Annotated in this window: 15 protein-coding genes and 1 pseudogene; all 16 read left to right on the top strand. The window is 64.3% G+C overall.

Features of this window, described 5'->3' with window-relative positions; genetic code table 11:
- The first annotated feature begins 133 nt into the window (after window positions 1-133).
- Window positions 134-895, top strand: a complete 762-nt coding sequence (locus MET49242_RS22375; RefSeq protein WP_036286221.1) for a M48 family metallopeptidase — start codon at window positions 134-136, stop codon at window positions 893-895.
- A complete protein-coding gene (locus tag MET49242_RS22370) occupies window positions 892-1,413 on the top strand; it encodes a DUF3280 domain-containing protein (RefSeq protein ID WP_036286218.1) in 522 nt (173 codons plus the stop codon). Before MET49242_RS22375 ends, MET49242_RS22370 begins: the two co-directional genes overlap by 4 nt.
- Window positions 1,414-1,426: 13 nt before the next feature.
- The gene (locus MET49242_RS22365; protein WP_036286215.1) at window positions 1,427-2,419 is read left to right on the top strand and encodes a bifunctional enoyl-CoA hydratase/phosphate acetyltransferase; all 993 of its coding nucleotides are present in this window, start codon (window positions 1,427-1,429) and stop codon (window positions 2,417-2,419) included.
- 88 nt (window positions 2,420-2,507) lie between these two features.
- The gene (locus MET49242_RS22360) at window positions 2,508-4,211 is read left to right on the top strand and encodes a hypothetical protein (RefSeq protein ID WP_144259773.1); all 1,704 of its coding nucleotides are present in this window, start codon (window positions 2,508-2,510) and stop codon (window positions 4,209-4,211) included.
- A 79-nt stretch (window positions 4,212-4,290) separates the two neighbouring features.
- Window positions 4,291-5,370 (top strand): phenylalanine--tRNA ligase subunit alpha, encoded by a 1,080-nt coding sequence (pheS, locus tag MET49242_RS22355; protein ID WP_036286200.1) that lies wholly within the window; start codon window positions 4,291-4,293, stop codon window positions 5,368-5,370.
- A 38-nt stretch (window positions 5,371-5,408) separates the two neighbouring features.
- A complete protein-coding gene (locus MET49242_RS22350; RefSeq protein ID WP_036286191.1) occupies window positions 5,409-6,116 on the top strand; it encodes a TIR domain-containing protein in 708 nt (235 codons plus the stop codon).
- Window positions 6,117-6,127: 11 nt separating this feature from the next.
- Window positions 6,128-8,539, top strand: coding sequence for a phenylalanine--tRNA ligase subunit beta (pheT, locus tag MET49242_RS22345; protein ID WP_036286189.1), 2,412 nt, complete (start codon window positions 6,128-6,130; stop codon window positions 8,537-8,539).
- Window positions 8,540-8,543: 4 nt separating this feature from the next.
- Window positions 8,544-8,846: a hypothetical protein gene (locus MET49242_RS22340; protein WP_051134420.1), complete on the top strand. Its 303-nt coding sequence runs from the start codon at window positions 8,544-8,546 to the stop codon at window positions 8,844-8,846.
- 504 nt (window positions 8,847-9,350) lie between these two features.
- Window positions 9,351-9,866 (top strand): 50S ribosomal protein L10, encoded by a 516-nt coding sequence (rplJ, locus tag MET49242_RS22335; protein WP_036286187.1) that lies wholly within the window; start codon window positions 9,351-9,353, stop codon window positions 9,864-9,866.
- Window positions 9,867-9,912: 46 nt separating this feature from the next.
- Window positions 9,913-10,293 (top strand): 50S ribosomal protein L7/L12, encoded by a 381-nt coding sequence (rplL, locus tag MET49242_RS22330; RefSeq protein ID WP_036286184.1) that lies wholly within the window; start codon window positions 9,913-9,915, stop codon window positions 10,291-10,293.
- 178 nt (window positions 10,294-10,471) lie between these two features.
- Window positions 10,472-14,623: a DNA-directed RNA polymerase subunit beta gene (gene rpoB, locus MET49242_RS22325; protein WP_036286182.1), complete on the top strand. Its 4,152-nt coding sequence runs from the start codon at window positions 10,472-10,474 to the stop codon at window positions 14,621-14,623.
- 127 nt (window positions 14,624-14,750) lie between these two features.
- Window positions 14,751-18,926 carry a DNA-directed RNA polymerase subunit beta' gene (gene rpoC / locus MET49242_RS22320; protein WP_036286180.1) on the top strand — a complete coding sequence of 1,392 codons (4,176 nt, stop codon included), beginning with the start codon at window positions 14,751-14,753 and terminating at the stop codon, window positions 18,924-18,926.
- Window positions 18,927-18,999: 73 nt separating this feature from the next.
- On the top strand, window positions 19,000-19,317 hold the full coding sequence (gene yidD, locus MET49242_RS22315; RefSeq protein ID WP_144259772.1) for a membrane protein insertion efficiency factor YidD: 318 nt from the start codon (window positions 19,000-19,002) through the stop codon (window positions 19,315-19,317).
- A 157-nt stretch (window positions 19,318-19,474) separates the two neighbouring features.
- On the top strand, window positions 19,475-21,013 hold the full coding sequence (gene istA / locus MET49242_RS22310) for an IS21 family transposase (RefSeq protein WP_051134237.1): 1,539 nt from the start codon (window positions 19,475-19,477) through the stop codon (window positions 21,011-21,013).
- The gene (gene istB / locus MET49242_RS22305) at window positions 21,010-21,852 is read left to right on the top strand and encodes an IS21-like element helper ATPase IstB (RefSeq protein ID WP_036282401.1); all 843 of its coding nucleotides are present in this window, start codon (window positions 21,010-21,012) and stop codon (window positions 21,850-21,852) included. The genes istA and istB overlap by 4 nt, the downstream gene beginning before the upstream one ends.
- Window positions 21,853-22,004: 152 nt before the next feature.
- Window positions 22,005-22,418 (top strand): annotated as a pseudogene (locus MET49242_RS22300) (transposase); the annotation flags it as partial.
- Window positions 22,419-22,512 lie beyond the last annotated feature (94 nt).

The following is a 22,512-nucleotide window of genomic DNA, read 5'->3' as shown; positions in this document are numbered from 1 at the left end:
TTTTGTGCCGGAACGCACGATGATATATCAAGGGAGATCGATCGCGGCCGACGCCGTTCCGCGAAACATGTTTTTCGGCGCCGTGTGGTTTTTACAACTCGCGACTCGCGACGGCTTTCGCTAGCATAGGAACATGCTTCGACTACTGCGTGACGGACCTGCGCGCGACGCTTCGTCCCTCATCACACTGACACACGACGGCGAGACGATCGTCGTGGCCCTGCGCCGGGCGCCGACGGCGCGGCGCTTTACCCTGCGCGTGCGATTCGCTGCTCGAGACGCCGTTCTCACCATGCCGCAACGCGCCTCGCTGCGCGACGCGCGCGCCTTCGCCGAACGTCACGCGGCATGGATCGCGGCGCGACTAAATCGCCTGCCGGCGCGGATTCCCTTCGCGCATGGCTCCATCATTCCGCTGCGCGGCGTCGACCACGCGCTTATTCATCTACCCGAACGGCGCGGCACGGTCTGGATCGAAGAACGCGACGACGTCGAGACGCGTTTCGCGCTCTGCGTCGCCGGCCGCGCCGAACACATGCATCGCCGCGTGCAGGATCATTTCAAGCGTGAGGCGCGCCGCGACCTCGAAGACGCCGTCGCCCGCCACACGCAATCGTTGGGGCTCGCGCCGCGAGGCGTTGGTCTGCGCGATCCCGTAAGCCGCTGGGGTTCCTGCTCGGCTGCGGGGTCGCTGAATTTTTCATGGCGCCTGATCATGGCGCCGTCCTTCGTGCTGGATTATCTGGCGGCGCATGAGGTGGCGCATCTCGTCCATCTCGATCACTCGTCGCGCTTCTGGGCGCTGGCCCGCAAACTCTGCCCGGAGACTGATCGCGCCGAAGCATGGCTCTCCGCGCATGGCGCGCATCTCCACAAATACGGAGCCAAGGAATGACGCTCGATCGTCGCCGATTCATCGTGGGCGCAACGCTGTTTCCCCTCGCGGCGCATGCGCAGACAGGACCGAAGGCCGGCAAGCGCCTTCTCGTGCTCGACTTCGAGATCATCGACACATCGAACGAACCGGTCGACCAGCGCGCCGACCATGCGCGGCGGCTGGCGAGCGTGCGCGATGAAATCGCCGCCGGCCTCGCCGCGCACCAGACCTATGTCGTCGTCGATCGCGCGAGCATCGAGAAGGATCTCGCCGAAATACTCGATCAGACCTACATCCGCACCTGCAACGGCTGCGAGCTGACGCTTGCGAAAAAGGCCGGCGCTGACCTCGTGCTGACGGGCGTCTTCAACAAGGTCAGCACGCTCATTCTCAGCATGGGCGTTTCGATCGCGCGCGTTTCGACGGGCGAGCTGATCTACCATCAGGGCTTCGATTTCCGCGGCGACACGGATCAGTCGTGGGCCCGCGCTTCGAAATTTTTCGTGGAGCGCATTGCGCGCGATCCCGCGATCTGAACCGGTGGCGTCCATGAGCGAGAAAGTCGGCTGCGATCCATTGGGAACGCCACACCCGCCGTGGAGCGGCGCGGCGCCGGCGCGGGAGCGCGGCGCGCTGCTGGAGCAGCTGATCCAGCGTGCGCAATCCATGCCCCCGATCCGCATGGGCGTCGTTCACCCGTGCGACCAGCCCTCGCTCGAAGGCGCGCTCGCCGCCCGGGACAAGGGGCTGATGGTTCCGACCCTCGTGGGTCCGCGCGCCAGGATCGAGGCGACGGCGCAGGCCGCCCGCCTCTCGCTCGAAGGAGTCGACATCGTCGAGGCGCCGCACAGCCACGCCGCCGCCGATCAGGCCGTAGAGCTCGTGCGCCGCGGCAAGCTGCATGCGCTGATGAAGGGCGCGCTGCATACGGACGAGCTTATGAGCGCCGTAGTGCGCGACGGCACGGGCCTGCGCACTGACCGGCGCATCAGCCATGTCTTCGTCATCGACGCGCCGACCTATCACAAGCTGCTGCTCGTCACCGACGCCGCGATCAACATTGCGCCGACGCTCGACATCAAACGCGACATCGTGCGCAACGCCATCGACCTGGCCCGCGCCATCGGCATCGCCCGGCCCAAGGTGGCGCTGCTCTCGGCGGTGGAGACGGTGGAGGGCAAAATCCCTTCGACGATCGAAGCCGCCGCTTTGTGCAAGATGGCCGACCGCGGCCAGATCGCCGGCGCCATTCTCGACGGGCCACTCGCCTTCGACAATGCGATCTCGCGCGCCGCCGCCGAACAGAAGCACATCGAGTCCGAGGTGGCCGGCGACCCCGACATTCTCGTCGCCCCTGACCTCGAGGCCGGGAACATTCTTGCGAAGCAGCTCGTGTTTCTCGCCGGCGCCGACACAGCCGGTCTCGTGCTCGGCGCCCGCGTGCCGATCGTTCTGACGAGCCGCGCTGACGACGTAGATTCGCGCGTGGCCTCGTCGGCGCTGGCGCAGCTTTTCACGCATCGCAAGCGTGAGCCGCTTTAACGACGATCGCCGTCCGCTCCGCCCGCTAAACCTGACCTTAACGGCAATCTGTCGCAATGCCGCCGTCTACAGACAGGACGTGCGCGGCGTGCTCTTTCTCAAACCACTCTATGTCCTGCTCGCGCTCATCGCGCTGCAGCTTTTCCCTTACACGGGCGTTTTCCTTATGATAGCCGGCGGGGGGCTGATTACCGGCGTCGTCGTCCACGTTGTCCTGGTCTTCATGGCGCTGGACGTGGCTCTGCGGCGCGCGACGCCCATGCTGCTGCTCGTCCCCGCCCTCTTTTATGGCGGCTATTACCTTGCCTGTTTCATGCAACAGCGCGAAATCGCCCACGCGGCGACGGAGCTTGCGTCGACCAACCCCGGACGCGTCCTCTCCTTCGATCCCGACGTCGACTCGCTCGTCATGACGGGCGCCGGCGCCTTCGTCAGCACGCATGAGATTCCAGTAGCCTATGAGGAGAGCAAATATCTCGAGCCGCAGGGCTATGCGGCGTCCCGCCTGATCCCGCGCGACCAATGCGACGCGGTGCGAAAAGACACGCGACGGCGAATTCAGACATTGGGCGTTCAACCCTACAGGGTTTTCGTGAAAGACGCCTGCCAGCTCGTTCTACCCGAGGCGCCGCCGGGTCGCGTGATTTCCGTCACGGTTTCGCCCGAACCGAACGACGGGCGCATGAAGCCGGGAGTCAACATCCGCACGACGACCATCATGGCGGATGGGAAGACGCTCGGATCGTTCCGCACCGGATCAATCATGCGCCTTCCTGCCTTCCCGTGGATATACGCAGGTTGCGCGCTCAACTCGGCCGTCCCTAAGTGGCAATGCGATGCGGCGTTCATGAGCGCGCGTCTCGAGATCGACCGAACGCCCGAGGGCGTCGACCGAGCCGTTTACGACACGCCCGTCGCCGTCATGCTCGGGATCCGGAAATATCCGCCGGGCGCGCTGAAGGGTTTTCGGGGTTACCTGCAAAACGCCGATATATTGCAGGCGGTCGAGCGCGAGCGCGCCAGCGTCGAGAATCAGGACTTCGCCGAGCTGGAGACAATCCTTTCCGGCGGCAGGGTCGAACGGCCCGGCAATCTCGGCTGGGCGCTGGCGCAGAACCCGAAGCGGCTCGAACCCTACGCCGAGCGGATGGCGCAGCGTTTCGTCGAACTGGAGTCCGCCGCCGTCGAGCCGCCGCCGGGAAGCAGGGACCGGCGCCTCCGCCGCAGCCCTGAGGCGCGGCCGCTCGCGGCGGCGCTCGCGGCGCTTTCCCCCGAAAGCTTCGCCGCCGTCGCCGAGCGCATGTTCGCGCTTGCGCAGCGCCCGCGCTTCTGGGCCGATCACGCGGCGCTCTATCTTCGCGCCGCGGACGCCGGGCCGCAGACGCTGGCCTTTTACAAGGCCGAATTTCTGGAGCGGCGGGTCGAAGAACCATATGACGGCCTCCCCGTTCTCGCCCTCTGCCGGATCGGCTCGGCCGACGCAGACCTCGTCTCCGAGATGAAGGCGCGATACCCGCTGGACGGCAAGAAGCGAAGACGCGGCCAGCGGCAGGAGGCGCTTTTTCTGACGCTCCTGAAATTCGGCGAGGCGGATTTTTTACGCGCCAACGACCTGACGGCCCCAGCACGGGACAAGACATGGCGCGAGGCCGTTCTCGCCGGCAAGGGCCGGACGGCGACCGGCCCGAACAATTGCATGACCGAGGCCTGGGCTGGCGACGGCAAACCGCCGAGGATCATGGCCGCGAGCCTCATTCGGACCCGCAACGGCTGGGAGGCCGCCGCGGAATAGCGCCCCGCGGCGGCGCTTCTCGACAGAAAGCCCCGCGCGTGGCAGAACCCCGGCCGACACCCCGAAAAAGCGGCCGGAAATGACAGACATCGCACAACTCGAACAGGATACGCTGCGCCAGATCAACGAGGCCGCCGACGAGGCCGCCCTCGAATCCGTGCGCCTCGCCGCGCTCGGCAAGAAGGGCGCAATCTCCGCGCTTCTCGCCACGCTGGGCAAAATGTCGCCCGAGGAGCGCAAGACCGAAGGCGCAAAGATCAACGCGCTGAAGGACAAGGCGACCGAGGCGCTCGCCGCAAGGCGCGAGGCGCTGGCGGAAGCGGCGCTGGAGGCGCGGCTGAAGGCCGAGACGCTCGACGTGACGCTCCCCGCGGCGGCCAGCCCGCAGGAGCGCGGCCGCATTCATCCGATTTCACAGGTGATGGACGAACTCTCCGTCATCTTCGCCGACATGGGCTTCGCCGTCGCCGAGGGGCCCGACATCGAGAGCGACGACTATAATTTCACCAGGCTGAACTTCCCCGAGGGCCATCCGGCCCGCGAGATGCAGGACACTTTCTTCCTCTCCCCCGAAGCGGGCGAAAAGAAGCTGTTGCGCACCCACACGAGCCCCGTGCAGGTGCGCACGATGCTCGGTCAGAAGCCGCCCATTCGCGTGATCTGCCCCGGTCGCGTCTATCGTTGCGACTTCGACCAGACCCATACGCCGATGTTCCATCAGATTGAGGGACTGGTCATCGACCAGTCGACGCATATGGGCCATTTGAAATGGGTGCTGGAGGAGTTTCTCAAGAGCTTCTTCGAGGTGAAGGGCGTCAAGCTGCGCATGCGCCCATCCTTCTTTCCCTTCACCGAACCGTCGATGGAAGTCGACGTCCAGTGCCGGCGTCAGGGCGGCGAAATCCGCTTCGGCGAGGGCGAGGACTGGATGGAGATTCTCGGCTGCGGCATGGTGCATCCCAATGTGCTGCGCAATTGCGGGCATGATCCGGACGTCTATCAGGGCTTCGCCTTCGGCGTCGGCATCGACCGCCTCGCCATGCTGAAATACGGCATGTCGGACCTGCGCGCCTTCTTCGACGCCGACACGCGCTGGCTGGAGCATTACGGATTCCGGCCGTTGGACTTCCCGACGCTTGCGGGCGGGTTGAGCAGCTAGGCGATACTATTGCATGGCAGAGTCTTAAGAGGCCGAAGATGAAGTATCACGGGTCTTTGGAAGAGTTGCAGGCTGCTATCGAAACCAACGGCACTCAAGGCACTTGGAAATCCGACGAGCAAAAGCATTGTTTTAGAGCAAGGACGGGCGAGATTCTGAACTGGTACCCCTCAACTGGCACACTCCAATTTCAGGGGCAAAGAAACCCAGATTTTGAGTCTCTGATAGAAGCGTCACTGGGCAAAGAGGTAGTTTTGAAAAAAACACCGGCACGCACGGGGGCCGCGCAGATCTTTATTGTCCATGGCCATGATCGGGAAGCACGAGACCAACTTGAGCTGGTTCTGATGCGGTTGGGCTTGCAGCCCTATATTCTCCAAAACTCGGATGGCGGGTCAAAGACTATCATCGAGGCCCTTGAGCAGAACATTTACAAGGAATCGGCATTCGGAATCGTTTTGATGACTCCGGACGATTTCGGTTATCCAAAAGGCAAAGACGCAGATAAACAACCACGCGCCCGTCAGAATGTCATTTTGGAAATGGGGATGGTTATGGCCGCTCTCGGACGCGACAAAATGGCGATATTAAAAAAAGGTGCACTTGAAATGCCGTCGGACGCCGACGGGATAATTCGCTTAGAGTTCAATGACCGCGTGCAAGAGATCGTTCCCAAGCTTGTCCAAAGACTCGGTGCAGCAGGAATCCAAGTCGACCCGAGCAAGATTGCAGCAGCGTCGGCGTAGTCGGAATACAAATGAAACTCACCCTCTCCTGGCTCAAAGAGCATCTCGATACATCCGCCACGCTCGCCGAGATCGTCGAGACGCTCACGCGCATCGGCCTCGAAGTCGAGCATGTGCACGATCCCGCCGCGCAGCTCAAAGACTTCAAGATCGCGCAGATCGTCGAAGCGACGCAGCACCCGAACGCCGATCGCCTTCGCGTCTGCAAGGTCGATACGGGCGCGGGCGACCTCGTGCAGGTCGTCTGTGGGGCGCCCAATGCGCGCACGGGTCTGAAAAGCGTGTTTTCCGCGCCGGGAACCTATATCCCCGGCAAGAAGATCACTCTCGGCAAGGGCGTCATCCGCGGCGTCGAGTCGCTGGGCATGATGTGCTCCTTCGAGGAGCTGGAGCTTGCGACGGAGAGCGACGGCATCATCGAGCTTCCCGAGGACGCGCCCGTCGGCGAGACTTACGCGCAATGGGCGGGCCTCGACGATCCGGTGATCGAGATCAATCTCACGCCGAACCGTCCCGACGCCGCTGGCGTCTATGGCGTCGCGCGCGATCTCGCCGCGGCGGGTCTCGGCGTGCTGAAGCAGAGGGACATTCTTCCCGTCGAGGGCAAATTCCCCTGCCCTGTCGGCGTGACGCTCGATTTCGCGGCGGACGATAAACATCTCGCGCCCTTCTTCGGCCTGCGTCTCGTGCGCGGCGTCAAGAACGGCCCGAGCCCCGCCTGGCTGCAACGCCGCCTGCGCGAGATCGGCCTACGCCCCATCAACGCGCTCGTCGACATCACCAATTTCCTCACTTTCGACCGCGCGCGTCCGCTGCATGTGTTCGACGCCAAGAAAGTGAAGGGCAATCTCGTCGTTCGCCGCGCGAAGAAGGGCGAAACGCTGCTCGCGCTCGACGGCAAGACGCATGAACTCGACGAAACAATGGTCGTCATCTGCGACGACAATGGCGTCGAATCCATCGCGGGCGTGATGGGCGGCGAGGTCTCGGGCTGTAACGACGACACGACCGACGTGCTGATCGAAACGGCGCTTTGGGACCCGCAGAACATCGCGCATACGGGCCGCAAGCTCGGGATCGTCACCGACGCGCGCTATCGCTTCGAACGCGGCGTCGATCCGGCCTTCGCGCTTCCGGGCGTCGAATTCGCGACGCAGCTCGTGCTCGACATGTGCGGCGGCGAGCCGTCGGAACTCGTCATCGCCGGCGCCGTGCCGCGCGAAGCGCGCGTCGTGCAGTTTCCGTGGAGCGAGACGCAACGGCTTGCTGGCGTCGACGTGACGCAGGCCGACGCGACCGCGATCCTCGAACGCCTGGGCTTCACGGTCGAAAAGACCGGAACCGAGGGCGCGAAAGTCACCGCGCCCACGTGGCGGCCCGACATCGAGGGCAAGGCCGACATCGTCGAGGAGATCGTCCGCATTCTCGGCGTCGACAATGTGCCATCGACGCCGCTCCCGCGCGCGGAAGGCGTCGCGCCCGCGGTTCTGACGCTGATGCAAAAGCGCGCCCGGAGCGCCCGTCGCGCGCTCGCCGCGCAGGGCCTTGTCGAGGCCGTCACCTGGTCGTTCATCTCGAGTGAGCAGGCCGAGGCCTTCGGCGGCGGTTCGGCGGGACTGAAGCTCGCGAACCCCATCGCGAGCGACCTCTCCGACATGCGCCCGAGCCTGCTGCCGGGCCTCGTCGCCGCCGCCAATCGCAACGCCGCGCGCGGGCTCGGCGACCAGAACCTCTTCGAAGTCGGTCAGATTTTCGTCGATGCGAGCGAGAAAGGCCAGCGACTCGCCGCCGCCGGCATTCGCCGCGGGCTTTCCGGCGCCGGCCGTCACTGGTCGGGCGCGGCCCAGCGCGCTGGCGCTTTCGACGCCAAGGCTGACGTCATCGCGCTGCTGCAAACGCTCGGCGTGGTAACCGGCGGCTTGCAGGTCGTTCCCGGAGGTCCGGCCTGGTTTCATCCCGGCCGCTCGGCGACGCTGCAATTCGGGCCCAAGGCCGTCATCGGCTACTTCGGCGAATTGCACCCGCGCGCGTTGAAGGCGCTCGATGTCGAGGGGCCGATCGCGGCCTTCGAGATCATTCTCGACATGCTGCCCGCCCCCAAGACGAAGCCCACGAAGATCAAGCCGAAGCTCGAGCTCTCCGACCTTCAGCCGCTCTCGCGCGACTTCGCCTTCATCGTCGATCGCGCGGCTCCGGCCGGCGATCTCGTCAAGGCCGTCGCGGGCGCCGACAAGGCGCTCATCACCAGCGTCAGCGTCTTCGACATTTACGAAGGCGTCGGCGTGCCGGAGGGCAAGAAATCGGTCGGCGTCGCCGTGACGCTTCAGCCCCGCGAGAAGACGCTGACCGACGCGGAGATCGAGGCCGTGGCGCAGAAGATCGTCGCCGAGGCTGGCAGGAAGACCGGCGCGACGCTGAGGTGAGGACATGCGCAGGCTTCTTCCGCTCCTCGCCGCCTTTCTCCTAACAGCGCCCGCGGGCGCGGCGCCGCGGACGATAGACGATTGCGAGGCGATCAAGGAGGCGGACGCCTACAACCTGTGTCTCGCCTCTTTCGGCCCGACGCGCGGCCAGCGCGGCAAAACCTATCCGGGCGTCGCCAGCGAGGGCCAGACGGGCAAACGCAAAGCCGCCTCGGCCCATCGCGGCGGAGGTTTCGGCTATCGGTCCGCCGTCTCATACGGCCGCGGCGGCCGCGTGCGCATGGAGTTTACGCCGGGCCGGCGGTGAGTTCGGCATAAACCCGGAATTTACCTCTTGGCAAACTGTTCCGAGCCAATTAAATAAGCCACTTCGGGGCTGGCCAAACTGATCCGCAGCCCCGTTTTCAGATTTGAGCTTCCGCCCGAACCTAATGCGCTGTCAAGGGCTTAGCGGGAAGGCGGTGGATAGGCCGGCGGACCCGGGGATTCCCCTCGTGTCCCGTCCGGCCATGTCCTGTCCGAGACTGCCGGCGCACGCGAGGGGTTTCACAGCCCTGTAGCGGCTCAATCGGCCCGAAGGCGGCGGAGAAATCCGTCGTTCGAAGGGCGGCCTGCACAGACGGGGAAACCGTAATTTTTAGGGCCGCGCGCGGGTTTCCCGCAAGCGTCCTTCGAATTTGGTTCGCGCCCCTTCAACCAAGGCGGCGATCGTCTTGGGGACAGGATCTACGGCGCCGCTTGCCCCGCTCCCGCGGAAAGCAGGCGGCATGTCGCAACCGGCGGGATTTCCCGCCCGTTAGAGAGAGCAACCGTGGACAGAGCGGAGAAAAAGGAAGCGGTCGCGGCGTTGCGCGAAGTCTTTACGAAGACAGGCGTTGTCGTCGTCGCCCACTACTCCGGCCTGACCGTGGCCCAGTTGCAGAACCTGCGCAAGCAGGCGCGCGACGCGGGCGCGACGGTCCAGGTCGCCAAGAACCGCCTTGCCAAGATCGCTCTTGATGGCGCCGACGTCGCCTCCATCGCGCCCCTTCTGAAGGGGCCGACCCTGATCGCCTATTCGGACGATCCGGTGGCGGCGCCGAAAGTCGCCGTGGCTTTCGCCAAGGACCATGACAAATTCGTCATCCTCGGCGGCGCCATGGGCAAGACTGCCCTGAACCCGGACAGCGTGAAGTCGCTCGCGACCATGCCGTCCCTCGACGAACTGCGCGCAAAGCTCGTGGGCCTCGTACAGGCGCCCGCGACGAAGATCGCGCAGCTCTCCACCGCGCCGGCCGCCAAGCTCGCGCGCGTGTTCGGGGCTTACGCCAAACAAGATGCGGCCTGACCAGGCGCGCCTACACAGACAGAACCAAATTCAAAGGACGTAACAAATGGCTAATCTCGAAAAGATCGTCGAAGACCTCTCGGCTCTCACCGTGCTCGAGGCGGCTGAACTCGCCAAGATGCTCGAAGAGAAGTGGGGCGTCTCCGCCGCCGCCGCGGTGGCTGTCGCCGCCGCTCCGGGCGCTGGCGGCGCCGCTGCTCCGGCCGCCGAAGAGAAGACCGAGTTCAACGTGATCCTGGCTTCGGCCGGCGACAAGAAGATCGAGGTCATCAAGGAGGTCCGCGCGATCACCGGCCTCGGCCTGAAGGAAGCCAAGGACCTGGTCGAAGGCGCCCCGAAGCCGCTGAAGGAAGGCGCTTCGAAGGAAGAGGCCGAGAAGATCAAGGCGACCCTCGAGAAGGTCGGCGCCAAGATCGAGCTCAAGTAATTCCGCCGGCCGCCTTTCTGGCGGCCGCGTGACGAGAATCGCGGTCCCGGCTCACGCCGGGGCCGCGCGCGGTTGAAGGGAGGCGCGACGGCGATGCCGCCGGATCGGCGCCTGACAGGGCGAGAGACGGCTCGCAGCGAGCCGACCGGCCCTTACGAGAAGAGGCTCGAAAAGCGACATGGCTCAGACGTCGGCCCGCAAGTTCACCGGTCGCAAACGCACCCGCAAGTTCTTCGGACATATTCGCGAAGCTGCGGCGATGCCCAATCTGATCGAGGTGCAGAAGGCCTCTTACGATCAATTTCTTCTTGTCGACGAGCCCAAGGGCGGACGCCCCGACGAAGGGCTCCAGTCCGTTTTCAAGTCCGTTTTCCCGATCTCCGACTTCTCGCAGGTCGCGCTGCTGGAATTCGTCCGCTACGAATTCGAGCAACCGAAATATGACGTTGACGAATGCCGCCAGCGCGGCATGACCTTCGCCGCGCCGCTGAAGGTGACGCTGCGCCTCATCGTGTTCGACGTCGATCCCGACACGCAGGCGAAGTCGGTAAAGGACATCAAGGAGCAGGACGTCTACATGGGCGACATGCCCTTCATGACGTCGAACGGCACCTTTATCGTCAACGGCACCGAGCGCGTCATCGTCTCGCAGATGCATCGCTCGCCGGGCGTGTTCTTCGATCACGACAAGGGCAAGAGCCATTCCTCCGGCAAGCTGCTCTTCGCCGCCCGCATCATTCCCTATCGCGGCTCCTGGCTCGACATCGAGTTCGACGCCAAGGACATCGTCTATGCGCGCATCGACCGCCGCCGCAAGATTCCGGTGACGTCGCTGCTCTTCGCGCTCGGCCTCGACGGCGAAGAAATCCTCACGACCTTTTACAAGACCATCACCTACACGGCCGACGGCGAGAACTGGCGCATGCCCTTCGACGCCGAGCGCCTTAAGGGCTTGAAGGCGGTCGCCGACATGATCGACGCCGATACGGGCGACGTCATCCTCGAAGCGGGCAAGAAGCTCGCCGTGCGCGCCGCGCGCCAACTCGCCGATAAGGGCGTGAAGGCGATCCGCGTCTCTGCGGAAGACCTCTACGGTCAGTATCTCGCGCAGGACCTCTATGACCCCAAAACCGGCGAAATCTTCGCCGAGGCGGGCGACGAGATCACCGCGAAGACGCTGCCGCTGCTGCTGGAAAAGGGCTTCGACGAGCTGCCGATCCTCGACATCGACCACATCAACGTCGGCCCCTATATCCGCAACACGCTCGCGGTGGACAAGAACTCGAACCGCGAGGAAGCGCTGTTCGACATCTATCGCGTGATGCGTCCGGGCGAGCCGCCGACGATGGACACGGCGGAAGCCATGTTCCATTCGCTGTTCTTCGACGCCGAACGCTATGACCTCTCGGCCGTCGGCCGCGTGAAGATGAACATGCGCCTCGATCTCGACGCGCCCGACACCACGCGCACGCTGCGCCGCGAGGATATTCTCGCGGTCGTGAAGGCGCTCGTCGATCTGCGCGATGGCCGCGGCGAAATCGACGACATCGACCATCTCGGCAACCGCCGCGTCCGCTCGGTCGGCGAGCTGATGGAAAATCAGTATCGCCTCGGCCTGTTGCGCATGGAGCGCGCCATCAAGGAGCGCATGTCCTCGGTCGACATCGACACGGTCATGCCGCAGGACCTCATCAACGCGAAACCCGCCGCCGCGGCGGTGCGGGAGTTCTTCGGCTCGTCGCAGCTCTCGCAGTTCATGGACCAGACCAATCCGCTGTCCGAGATCACGCACAAGCGTCGTCTCTCGGCGCTGGGTCCGGGCGGTCTGACGCGCGAGCGCGCCGGCTTCGAGGTGCGCGACGTGCACCCGACGCATTATGGCCGCATCTGCCCGATCGAGACGCCGGAAGGTCCGAACATCGGCCTGATCAACTCGCTCGCGACCTTCGCGCGCGTCAATAAATACGGCTTCATCGAAGCGCCCTACCGCCGCGTCCGCGACGGCAAGGTGACGAATGAAGTCGCCTATCTCTCCGCGATGGAAGAGGCGAAGTACCACGTCGCCCAGGCCAATGCGCCCATCGACGCCGACGGCAATCTGACGGAAGACCTCGTGCTCTGCCGTCACGCCGGCGACGTCATGCTTGTCCCGCGCGAAAAAGTCGACGCGATGGACGTGTCGCCCAAGCAGCTCGTCTCGGTCGCCGCGGCGCTCATCCCGTTCCTCGAGAACGACGACGCCAACCGCGCGCTCATGGGCTCGAACATGCAGCGTCAGGCCGTGCCGCTGGTGAAGGCGGACGCGCCGCTCGTCGGCACGGGCATGGAGGCTGTCGTCGCCGCCGACTCCGGCGCCGCCATCTCGGCGCGCCGCACCGGCGTCGTCGACCAGATCGACGCGACCCGTATCGTCATCCGCGCGACGGAAGAGCTCGATCCGGCCAAGCCCGGCGTCGACATCTACCGACTGATGAAGTTCCAGCGCTCGAACCAGTCGACCTGCATCAACCAGAAGCCGCTCGTTCGCGTCGGCGACATCGTCAAGAAGGGCGACATCATCGCCGACGGCCCGTCGACGGACCTCGGCGATCTGGCGCTCGGCCGCAACGTGCTCGTCGCCTTCATGCCCTGGAACGGCTACAACTTCGAGGACTCGATCCTTCTCAACGAGCGCATCGTGAAGGAGGACGTGTTCACGTCGATCCATATCGACGAATTCGAGGTGATGGCGCGCGACACGAAGCTCGGCCCTGAAGAAATCACGCGCGATATTCCGAACGTCTCGGAAGAGACGCTGAAGAATCTCGACGAGGCGGGCATCGTCTACATCGGCGCCGAGGTGCAGGCGGGCGACATTCTCGTCGGCAAGATCACGCCGAAGGGCGAAAGCCCGATGACGCCGGAAGAAAAGCTTCTGCGCGCCATCTTCGGCGAGAAGGCCTCCGACGTGCGCGACACGTCGCTGCGCGTGCCGCCGGGCGTTCAGGGCACGATCGTCGAAGTGCGCGTCTTCAACCGCCACGGCGTGGAGAAGGACGAGCGCGCGCAGGCGATCGAGCGCGAGGAGATCGAGCGTCTCGCCAAGGACCGCGACGACGAACTCGCGATCCTCGACCGCAACGTCTATGCGCGTCTCTCCGAGACCCTCATCGGCAAGAAGGCCATCGCCGGCCCCAAGAGCTTCAAGAAGGAGCAGGTGCTGACGCAGGCGATCCTCGACGAATATCCCCGCTCGCAGTGGTGGACCTTCGTCATCGAGGACGACGCGCTGATGTCCTCGATCGAGGCCGTGCGCAAGCAGTACGACGAGTCGAAGAAGGGGCTGGAAAACCGCTTCCTCGACAAGGTCGAGAAGCTGCAGCGCGGCGACGAGCTGCCGCCCGGCGTGATGAAGATGGTCAAGGTCTTCGTCGCGGTGAAGCGCAAGATTCAGCCCGGCGACAAGATGGCCGGCCGTCACGGCAACAAGGGCGTCGTCTCACGCATCGTTCCGCAGGAGGACATGCCCTTCCTCGAGGACGGCACGCCGGTCGACATCGTGCTGAACCCGCTCGGCGTGCCGAGCCGCATGAACGTCGGCCAGATTCTCGAGACGCATCTTGGCTGGGCCTGCGCGGGCCTCGGCAAGCAGGTCGGAAAGGCTGTCGACGCCTATATGAAGTCAAGGGACACGACGCCGATCCGCGCCGCGTTGAAGGACGTCTACGGGCCCGACGAAGAGATCGACAATCTCGACGAAACGACGCTCGTGGAGATCGGCAAGGATCTCAAGCGCGGCGTTCCGATCGCCACGCCGGTCTTCGACGGCGCGCGCGAGAAGGACATTGTCGACATGCTGACCAAGGCGGGGCTCTCCTCGTCGGGTCAGGTGACGCTGTTCGACGGCCGCACGGGCGAGGCCTTCGACCGCAAGGTCACGGTGGGCTACATCTACATGCTGAAGCTCCACCACCTCGTCGACGACAAGATCCACGCCCGCTCGATCGGCCCCTACTCGCTCGTCACCCAGCAGCCGCTGGGCGGCAAGGCGCAGTTCGGCGGCCAGCGTTTCGGCGAAATGGAGGTCTGGGCGCTGGAAGCCTATGGCGCCGCCTACACGCTGCAGGAAATGCTGACCGTGAAGTCGGACGACGTCGCGGGCCGCACCAAGGTCTACGAGTCGATCGTGCGCGGCGACGACACCTTCGAGTCCGGCATTCCGGAGAGCTTCAACGTTCTCATCAAGGAAATGCGGTCCCTGGCGCTCAATGTGGAGCTGACCAACGCCGAACCGCCGGAAGGCCACGAGGAGATAGAGCCGTCGGCGCCGACCGCCGAGGCGGCGGAGTAGCGCCCCACTCCGCTCGACGCGATCGTCGAGCCTTCCCCTCCCGCAAGCGGGAGGGGGCCAAGCGGGAAAGAATTTTCGACCGGCGGGCGACGCAACGAGCGCGCCCCTCCGTGTCCAGGAGAAGACCATGAATCAGCAAGAGGTCATGAATCTCTTCAATCCGGTCGTGGCGACGCAGGCCTTCGACCAGATCCAGATTTCGATCGCGAGCCCGGAGAAAATCCTCTCCTGGTCCTACGGCGAAATCAAGAAGCCCGAAACGATCAACTACCGCACGTTCAAGCCGGAGCGCGACGGCCTGTTCTGCGCGCGCATCTTCGGTCCGATCAAGGACTACGAATGCTTGTGCGGCAAATACAAGCGCATGAAATACAAGGGCGTCATCTGCGAGAAGTGCGGCGTCGAAGTCACGCTGGCGCGCGTCCGCCGCGACCGCATGGGCCATATCTCGCTCGCGGCGCCCGTCGCGCATATCTGGTTTCTGAAGTCGCTGCCCTCGCGCATCGGCCTTCTGCTCGACATGACGCTGAAGGACCTAGAGCGCATCCTCTACTTCGAGTCCTATATCGTCATCGATCCGGGTCTGACGCCGCTCAAGGAGCGCCAGCTCCTGTCGGAGGAGGAATATCTCCACGCGCAGGACGAATATGGCCAGGACACCTTCACGGCCATGATCGGCGCCGAGGCGATCCGCCGCCTGCTCGAGTCCATGGACCTCGAGGGCATCGCCGCCTCGCTTCGCCAGGAGATCGCCGAGGCCAAGACGGAGCTCAAGCCCAAGAAGCTCGCCAAGCGCCTGAAGATCATCGAGGCCTTCATCCAGTCCGGCAACAAGCCGGAATGGATGATCCTGAAGGAGGTTCCGGTCATTCCGCCGGACCTGCGTCCGCTCGTGCCGCTCGACGGCGGCCGTTTCGCGACGTCCGACCTCAACGACCTCTACCGCCGCGTCATCAACCGCAACAATCGTCTCAAGCGGCTCATCGAACTGCGCGCGCCGGACATCATCATCCGCAACGAGAAGCGCATGCTTCAGGAGGCCGTCGACGCGCTGTTCGACAATGGCCGCCGCGGCCGCGTCATCACCGGCGCCAACAAGCGTCCGCTGAAGTCGCTCGCCGACATGCTGAAGGGCAAGCAGGGGCGCTTCCGCCAGAACCTGCTCGGCAAGCGCGTCGACTACTCCGGTCGTTCGGTCATCGTCGTCGGCCCGGAACTCAAGCTGCATCAGTGCGGCCTGCCGAAGAAGATGGCGCTGGAGCTGTTCAAGCCCTTCATCTATTCGCGCCTCGACGCGAAGGGCTATTCCGCGACCGTGAAGCAGGCGAAGAAGCTCGTCGAAAAGGAAAAGCCCGAGGTCTGGGACATCCTCGACGAGGTCATTCGCGAGCATCCGGTGCTGCTGAACCGCGCGCCGACGCTCCACCGTCTCGGCATTCAGGCCTTCGAGCCGGTGCTGATCGAGGGCAAGGCGATCCAGTTGCATCCGCTCGTCTGCGCGGCCTTCAACGCCGACTTCGACGGCGACCAGATGGCCGTGCACGTCCCGTTGTCGCTCGAAGCGCAGTTAGAGGCGCGCGTGCTGATGATGTCGACAAACAACATCCTGCATCCGGCCAATGGTCAGCCGATCATCGTGCCGTCGCAGGACATCGTTCTCGGCCTTTATTATCTCACCCTCGAGCGCGACGGCGAGCCCGGCCAGGGCATGTGCTTCGCCAATCAGGGCGAGATCGAGCATGCGCTCGCCGCCAAGGCGATCACGCTACACACCAAGATCAAGGGCCGCGGCTGGACCTGGGACGAGAACGGCAATCGCGTGTCGAAGATCTTCGACACCACGCCGGGCCGCATGGTGCTCGGACAATTGCTGCCCAAACACGTGAAGATTCCCTTCGACGTCGTCAACAAGCTGATGACCAAGAAGGAAATCTCCAACATGATCGACACCGTCTACCGCAACTGCGGTCAGAAGGAGACGGTCATCTTCTGCGACCGCATCATGGCGCTCGGCTTCCGCGAGGCCTTCAAGGCCGGCATCTCCTTCGGCAAGGACGACATGGTCGTGCCGGAAACGAAGGAGCGGATCGTCTCCGAGACGCGCGCCGCCGCGAAGGAATATGAGCAGCAGTACAACGACGGCCTCATCACCCAGGGTGAAAAATACAACAAGGTCGTCGACGCCTGGATGAAGTGCACGGACAAGCTCGCCGAGGAGATGATGATCCGCATCTCGTCGGTGAAGAAGGACGAGCACGGCCGCGACATGCCGATCAACTCGATCTACATGATGTCGCATTCCGGCGCTCGCGGTTCGCCGCAGCAGATGAAGCAGCTCGCCGCAATGCGCGGTCTGATGGCCAAGCCCTCAGGCGAGATCATCGAGAGCCCGATCATCTCGAACTTCAAGGAAGGCCTGACGGTTCTCGAATACTTCAACTCCACCCACGGCGCCCGCAAGGGCCTCGCGGACACGGCGTTGAAGACCGCGAACTCCGGCTACCTTACCCGCCGTCTCGTCGACGTCGCGCAGGATTCGATCATCTCGTCGACGGATTGCGGTTCCCAGAACGGCATCCGCATGCGCGCGATCATCGACGCCGGCCAGATCGTCGCCTCCCTCGCCTCGCGCATTCTCGGCCGCACCGCGGCCGAGGATCTCAAGGCGCAGGATGGCGGCGTGATCGTTCCGGCGGGCGAGATGATCCAGGAGTGGCACATCGAGCCGATCAACGCCGCCGGCATCCAGGAGGTGAAGATCCGCTCGGTCCTCACCTGCGAGGCCAAGAACGGCGTCTGCGCCAAGTGCTATGGCCGCGACCTCGCGCGCGGCACGCCCGTCAACATGGGCGAGGCCGTCGGCGTCATCGCGGCGCAGTCGATCGGGGAGCCCGGCACTCAGCTCACCATGCGCACGTTCCACATTGGCGGCGCCGCGCAGCTTGCGGACCAGTCGTTCATCGAGTCCAACTTCGAGGGCACGGTGCATGTGCGCAACCGCCATGTCGCCCGCAACTCGGATGGCGACCTGATCGTCATGGCGCGCAACGTCGCCATCGTGATCCTCGGCCCTGACGGAGCCGAGCGCGCGGTCAACCGTATCCAGTACGGCGCCCGCCTGAAGGTCGATGAAGGCGACAAGGTCAAGCGCGGCCAGCGCATCGCCGAGTGGGACCCCTATACGCGTCCCATCATCAGCGAGATCGACGGCGTCATCGGCTTCGAGGATCTGGTCGAGGGCCAGTCGATGTCGGAGACGGTTGACGAGTCGACCGGCATCGCCAAGCGCATGGTCATGGACTACCGCCTCAACCTGCGCTCGGCGAGCCTAAAGCCCTCGATCGTCATCAAGGGGCCGGACGGCAAGGTCGGGAAACTCGCCCGCGGCGGCGACGCGCGTTACCTGCTGCCCGTCGACTCGATCATCGCGGTCGAGCCCGGCGGAACCGTGAAGGCGGGCGACATCGTCGCGCGTATTTCGGTGGAGAGCGCCAAGACCCGCGACATCACCGGCGGTCTGCCGCGCGTCGCGGAACTGTTCGAGGCGCGCCGTCCGAAGGATCACGCGATCATCGCGGAGATCTCCGGCACGGTGCAGTTCGGGCGCGACTACAAGAACAAGCAGCGCATCACCATCGTTCCTGCCGAGGAAGGCGCCGAGCCCGTCGAATATCTGATCCCGAAGGGCAAGCACATTCACCTTCAGGACGGCGACGTCGTCGAAAAGGGCGACTATATCGTCGACGGCAACCCGGCGCCGCACGACATTCTGGCGATCAAGGGCGTGGAGGAGCTTGCGGCCTACCTCGTCAACGAGATCCAGGAGGTCTACCGACTGCAGGGCGTCAACATCAACGACAAGCACATCGAAGTGATCGTGCGTCAGATGTTGCAGAAGGTCGATATCGTCGATCCGGGCGACACCGGCTTCCTCGAGGGCGAGCAGGTGGATCACGTCGAACTCGACGAAGCGAACGCCAAGGCGATCGAGAACGGCGGCAAGCCCGCCTCCGGCACGCCGGTGCTGCTCGGCATCACCAAGGCGTCGCTGCAGACGCGTTCGTTCTTCTCCGCCGCCTCCTTCCAGGAGACCACCCGCGTCCTCACCGAGGCTGCGGTCAACGGCAAGATCGATCCGCTGGTCGGCCTCAAGGAGAACGTCATCGTCGGCCGCCTCATCCCGGCTGGCACGGGCGCGGCGATGGCCAAGTTTCGCGGCATCGCCACGGGTCGCGACGATCTCATCATCGAGCAGCGCGCCGAGGCCGCCGAGCCGGCTCCTGCCCTGCCCCCGGCGGAATAATCCGCCGCGCATCGCGAGAATCGAAAGGGCCGCCCTTATCGGGGCGGCCTTTTTTCACGGTATGAAGCCTGAGATGAAAGACCTCCCCGCTCGCGCCGCGCGCGCGCTGATCCTCGTCTACCGCGTCACCTTCTCGGCCTTCGCGGGGCGAACCTGCCGCTATGCGCCGACCTGCTCGGAATACACGGATGAAGCCATCGCAAGACATGGCTTGTGGGCGGGCGGCTGGATGGGCTTCGCCCGCATCTGCCGTTGCAGGCCGGGCGCGGGCGAGGGTTTCGATCCGGTGCCGGAGGAGTTGCGCGCGGACGCGAGCGCGCTCACGCCCTGGCGCTATGCCCACTGGCGCGGACCCTTCCGCTGCGAGGAAGTTGAAGCCGACAAGGGCTGACCCGGGTCATTGTGAAGCGGCGAAGCCGATTATGAACAGCGGCGGCAAAGTGTACCACTGAACCGGCTTTGGGGGCTGCTGTGACGGCGGCGCAAAAGTGTACCGGTCCTGATAGGCCGAACTCGATGTCATCGACTGGCATGGAGAGGCCGAAAGGATGTTCACAGTGGAACTCTATGCCCGGGTGAGACGCGCGGTGATGGCGGAAGGGCTGAGCCGGCGGGAAGCGGCCAGGCGCTTCGGCGTGCACCGCAATACGATCACGAAGATGCTTCAATATTCGGTTCCGCCGGGGTATCGGCGTCGGGAGCGGCCGATCTCGAAGAAGCTGGGGCCGTATATGGCCTGGATCGACAAGGTCCTGGCGGATGATCGGCTTGTTCACGCCAAGCAGCGTCATACGGCACAGCGGATATTCGAACGGCTGCGGGACGAAGAAGGGTTTTCCGGCGGTTACACGATCGTCCGGGAATATGTCGCGCAGGCGCAGTTGCGGTCGCGCGAGATGTTTATTCCACTCAGCCATCGACCGGGGAATGCGCAGGCGGATTTTGGCGAGGCGGACGCCTATATCGCCGGCAGGAAGGTCCGCTTTCATTATTTTTGCATGGACCTGCCGCATTCGGACGGCTGCTTCGTCAAGGCCTATCCGGCGGAGACGGCGGAAGCCTTCTGCGACGGCCATGTCGCGGCCTTCGCCTTCTTTGGCGGCGTCCCCCAGTCCATTCTTTACGACAATACGCGTCTCGCGGTCGCCAGGATCGTGAAGGGTGGAGAGCGTCTGCGTTCGCAAATGTTTGCGGAACTCCAGAGCCATTACCTTTTTGCTGATCGCTTTGGCCGGCCCGGCAAGGGGAATGACAAGGGCAAGGTCGAGGGGCTTGTCGGCTATGTCCGGCGCAACTTCATGACGCCACTGCCCGTGGCGGAGAGTTTCGAGGCGCTGAACGCGAGGTTCCTGGACGCCTGCACGAAACGACGGCGGGCGATCCTGCGCGGCCAGTCGACGCCGATCGGCGAACGCATGCAGGCGGATATGGCGGCATTCCTGCCGGCGCCGCCGGCTCCCTATGACGCCTGTCACAAGGTCGCGACGCGCGTGTCGTCGATGGCGCTGGTGCGCTACCGCAACAACGATTACTCGGTCCCGACGCGCTTCGGCCATCGGGAGGCGCTGGCCAAGGGCTATGTCGATCGGGTCGAGATTGTCTGCGGCGGGGAGACCATCGCCGTGCATGCGCGCAGCTACGGCAAGGCCGAGTTCATCTACAACCCGCTGCATTATCTCGCCCTGCTCGAACACAAGAGCCGCGCGCTCGATCAGGCCGCGCCGCTCGACGACTGGCGGCTTGCCGACTGCGTGCATCGTCTGCGGCGGCTGATGGAGGCGCGCATGGGGAATAGCGGGCGCCGCGAGTTCATCCAGGTGCTGCGGCTGATGGAGGACTTTCATCAGCATCAGGTCGAACAGGCGGTCGCGGAGGCGCTGCGTCTTGGCGCGATCAGCTTTGACGCAGTGAAGATGCTGCTGCTGGCCAGGCTGGAGAACCGGCCCGCGCGGCTCGATCTGACATTCTACCCCTACCTGCCGGCGGCTACGGTCGGCGCGACGGATCCGCGCGCCTATCTCGGGCTCGTCGCCGGCGCGAGCGTCATCGCGGGCGTCATGGACTCGAACGCGGGGGGGCCGGCATGACCATCTCGCATGAGCCAGGTTCGCAGACGATCGTCGCGCCGCAGGTGCTGCTGGGTAATCATCTCAAGGCGCTGAAGCTTCCCACCTTCGCGCGCGAATATGAGAAGGTGGCGCTGGAGTCGGCGCAGGACCGCGCCGATTACCCGCGCTATCTGCTACGCCTGTGCGAACTGGAGCGCATTGATCGCGAGCGGCGCAATGTCGAGCGCCGCATCCGGCTGGCGCGCTTTACGCAGGTCAAAAGCCTCGACACATTTGACTTTACCGCCCAGCCTTCACTCAACAAGCCGCTCGTGCTGGAGCTGGCGCGGTGCGAATGGATCGAGAAGCGACAGAACTGCATCGCCCTTGGGCCAAGCGGAACGGGGAAGACCCACGTCGCGCTCGCCCTGGGGCTCGCCGCCTGCCAGAAGGGGTTCAGCGTCGCGTTCACGACCGCCGCGGCTCTTGTGCATGAACTGATGGAGGCTCGCGACGAGCGCCGCCTGCGCGCGCTGCAAAAGCATCTCAACACCGTCAAACTGCTGATCGTCGACGAACTGGGCTATGTGCCGTTCACGGCGGTCGGCTCAGAGCTGCTCTTCGAGGTCTTCAGCCAGCGCTATGAACGCGGTGCGACGCTGGTGACCAGCAATCTGCCCTTTGATGAATGGACGTCGGTGTTTGGCTCCGAGCGTCTCACCGGCGCATTGCTCGACCGGCTCACCCATCATGTCCACATTCTGGAAATGAACGGCGAGAGCTATCGGCTGGCGACCGCAAAGAAAGCGCAACGGCGAAACCGCGATCTCCCCGACGCGCCCGCAATCGACAAAGGAGGCGCCGACACGACGAACTGATCGCCGTCGCGCGCGTTGAACCGCGCTGCGCTACGCTCCGCGCGCCTCAACGCCCGCGTCAACTAAACTACAAGGGCCGTGCGGCCCTTTTCTCGAAACCAGACCGGTACACTTTTACCCCGCCTTCATGCACATTTTGTCCCCGCCATTGACAGCTGCACATGGCAGTCGACACATTGGGCCATTTGCTGGCGTTGCATGTCACGCCGGCGAATGTCGATGACCGCGCCGAGGTCGGCAAGCTCATCGCAGCCGTGCAGGATGTGACAGGCGAAAGCGTCGAACTCGTTTATGTCGATCAGGGCTACACCGGCGAAAAGGCGTCCGAGGCGGCGAAGGCGCAAGGCGCCGAACTGTGCGTCGTCAAACTTGCCGAAGCGAAGAAGGGCTTCGTGCTGTTGCCCAAGCGATGGGTGGTCGAGCGTTCATTCGCCTGGGCGACGCGATGCAGGCGGCTCGTCAAAGACTACGAGCGCTATGCTCAGACCCTCGCAGGACTCCACGTCGTCGCCTTCGCATGTCTCATGCTCAAGCGCGCAGCAGATTTCATGATCCAAGGTGCATAACACCCTCTAGCTCCGTCCCCGTTTGGTGAGGTGGTGATAGTCTACGTGATGCGGACGTGTACGAAGGACATGTACGAAGCCTGCGAGGTGCGTA

The organism is Methylocystis sp. ATCC 49242 (assembly GCF_000188155.2).
Classification (GTDB): Bacteria; Pseudomonadota; Alphaproteobacteria; order Rhizobiales; family Beijerinckiaceae; genus Methylocystis.
This window is presented reverse-complemented; position numbering and strand designations above follow the sequence as displayed.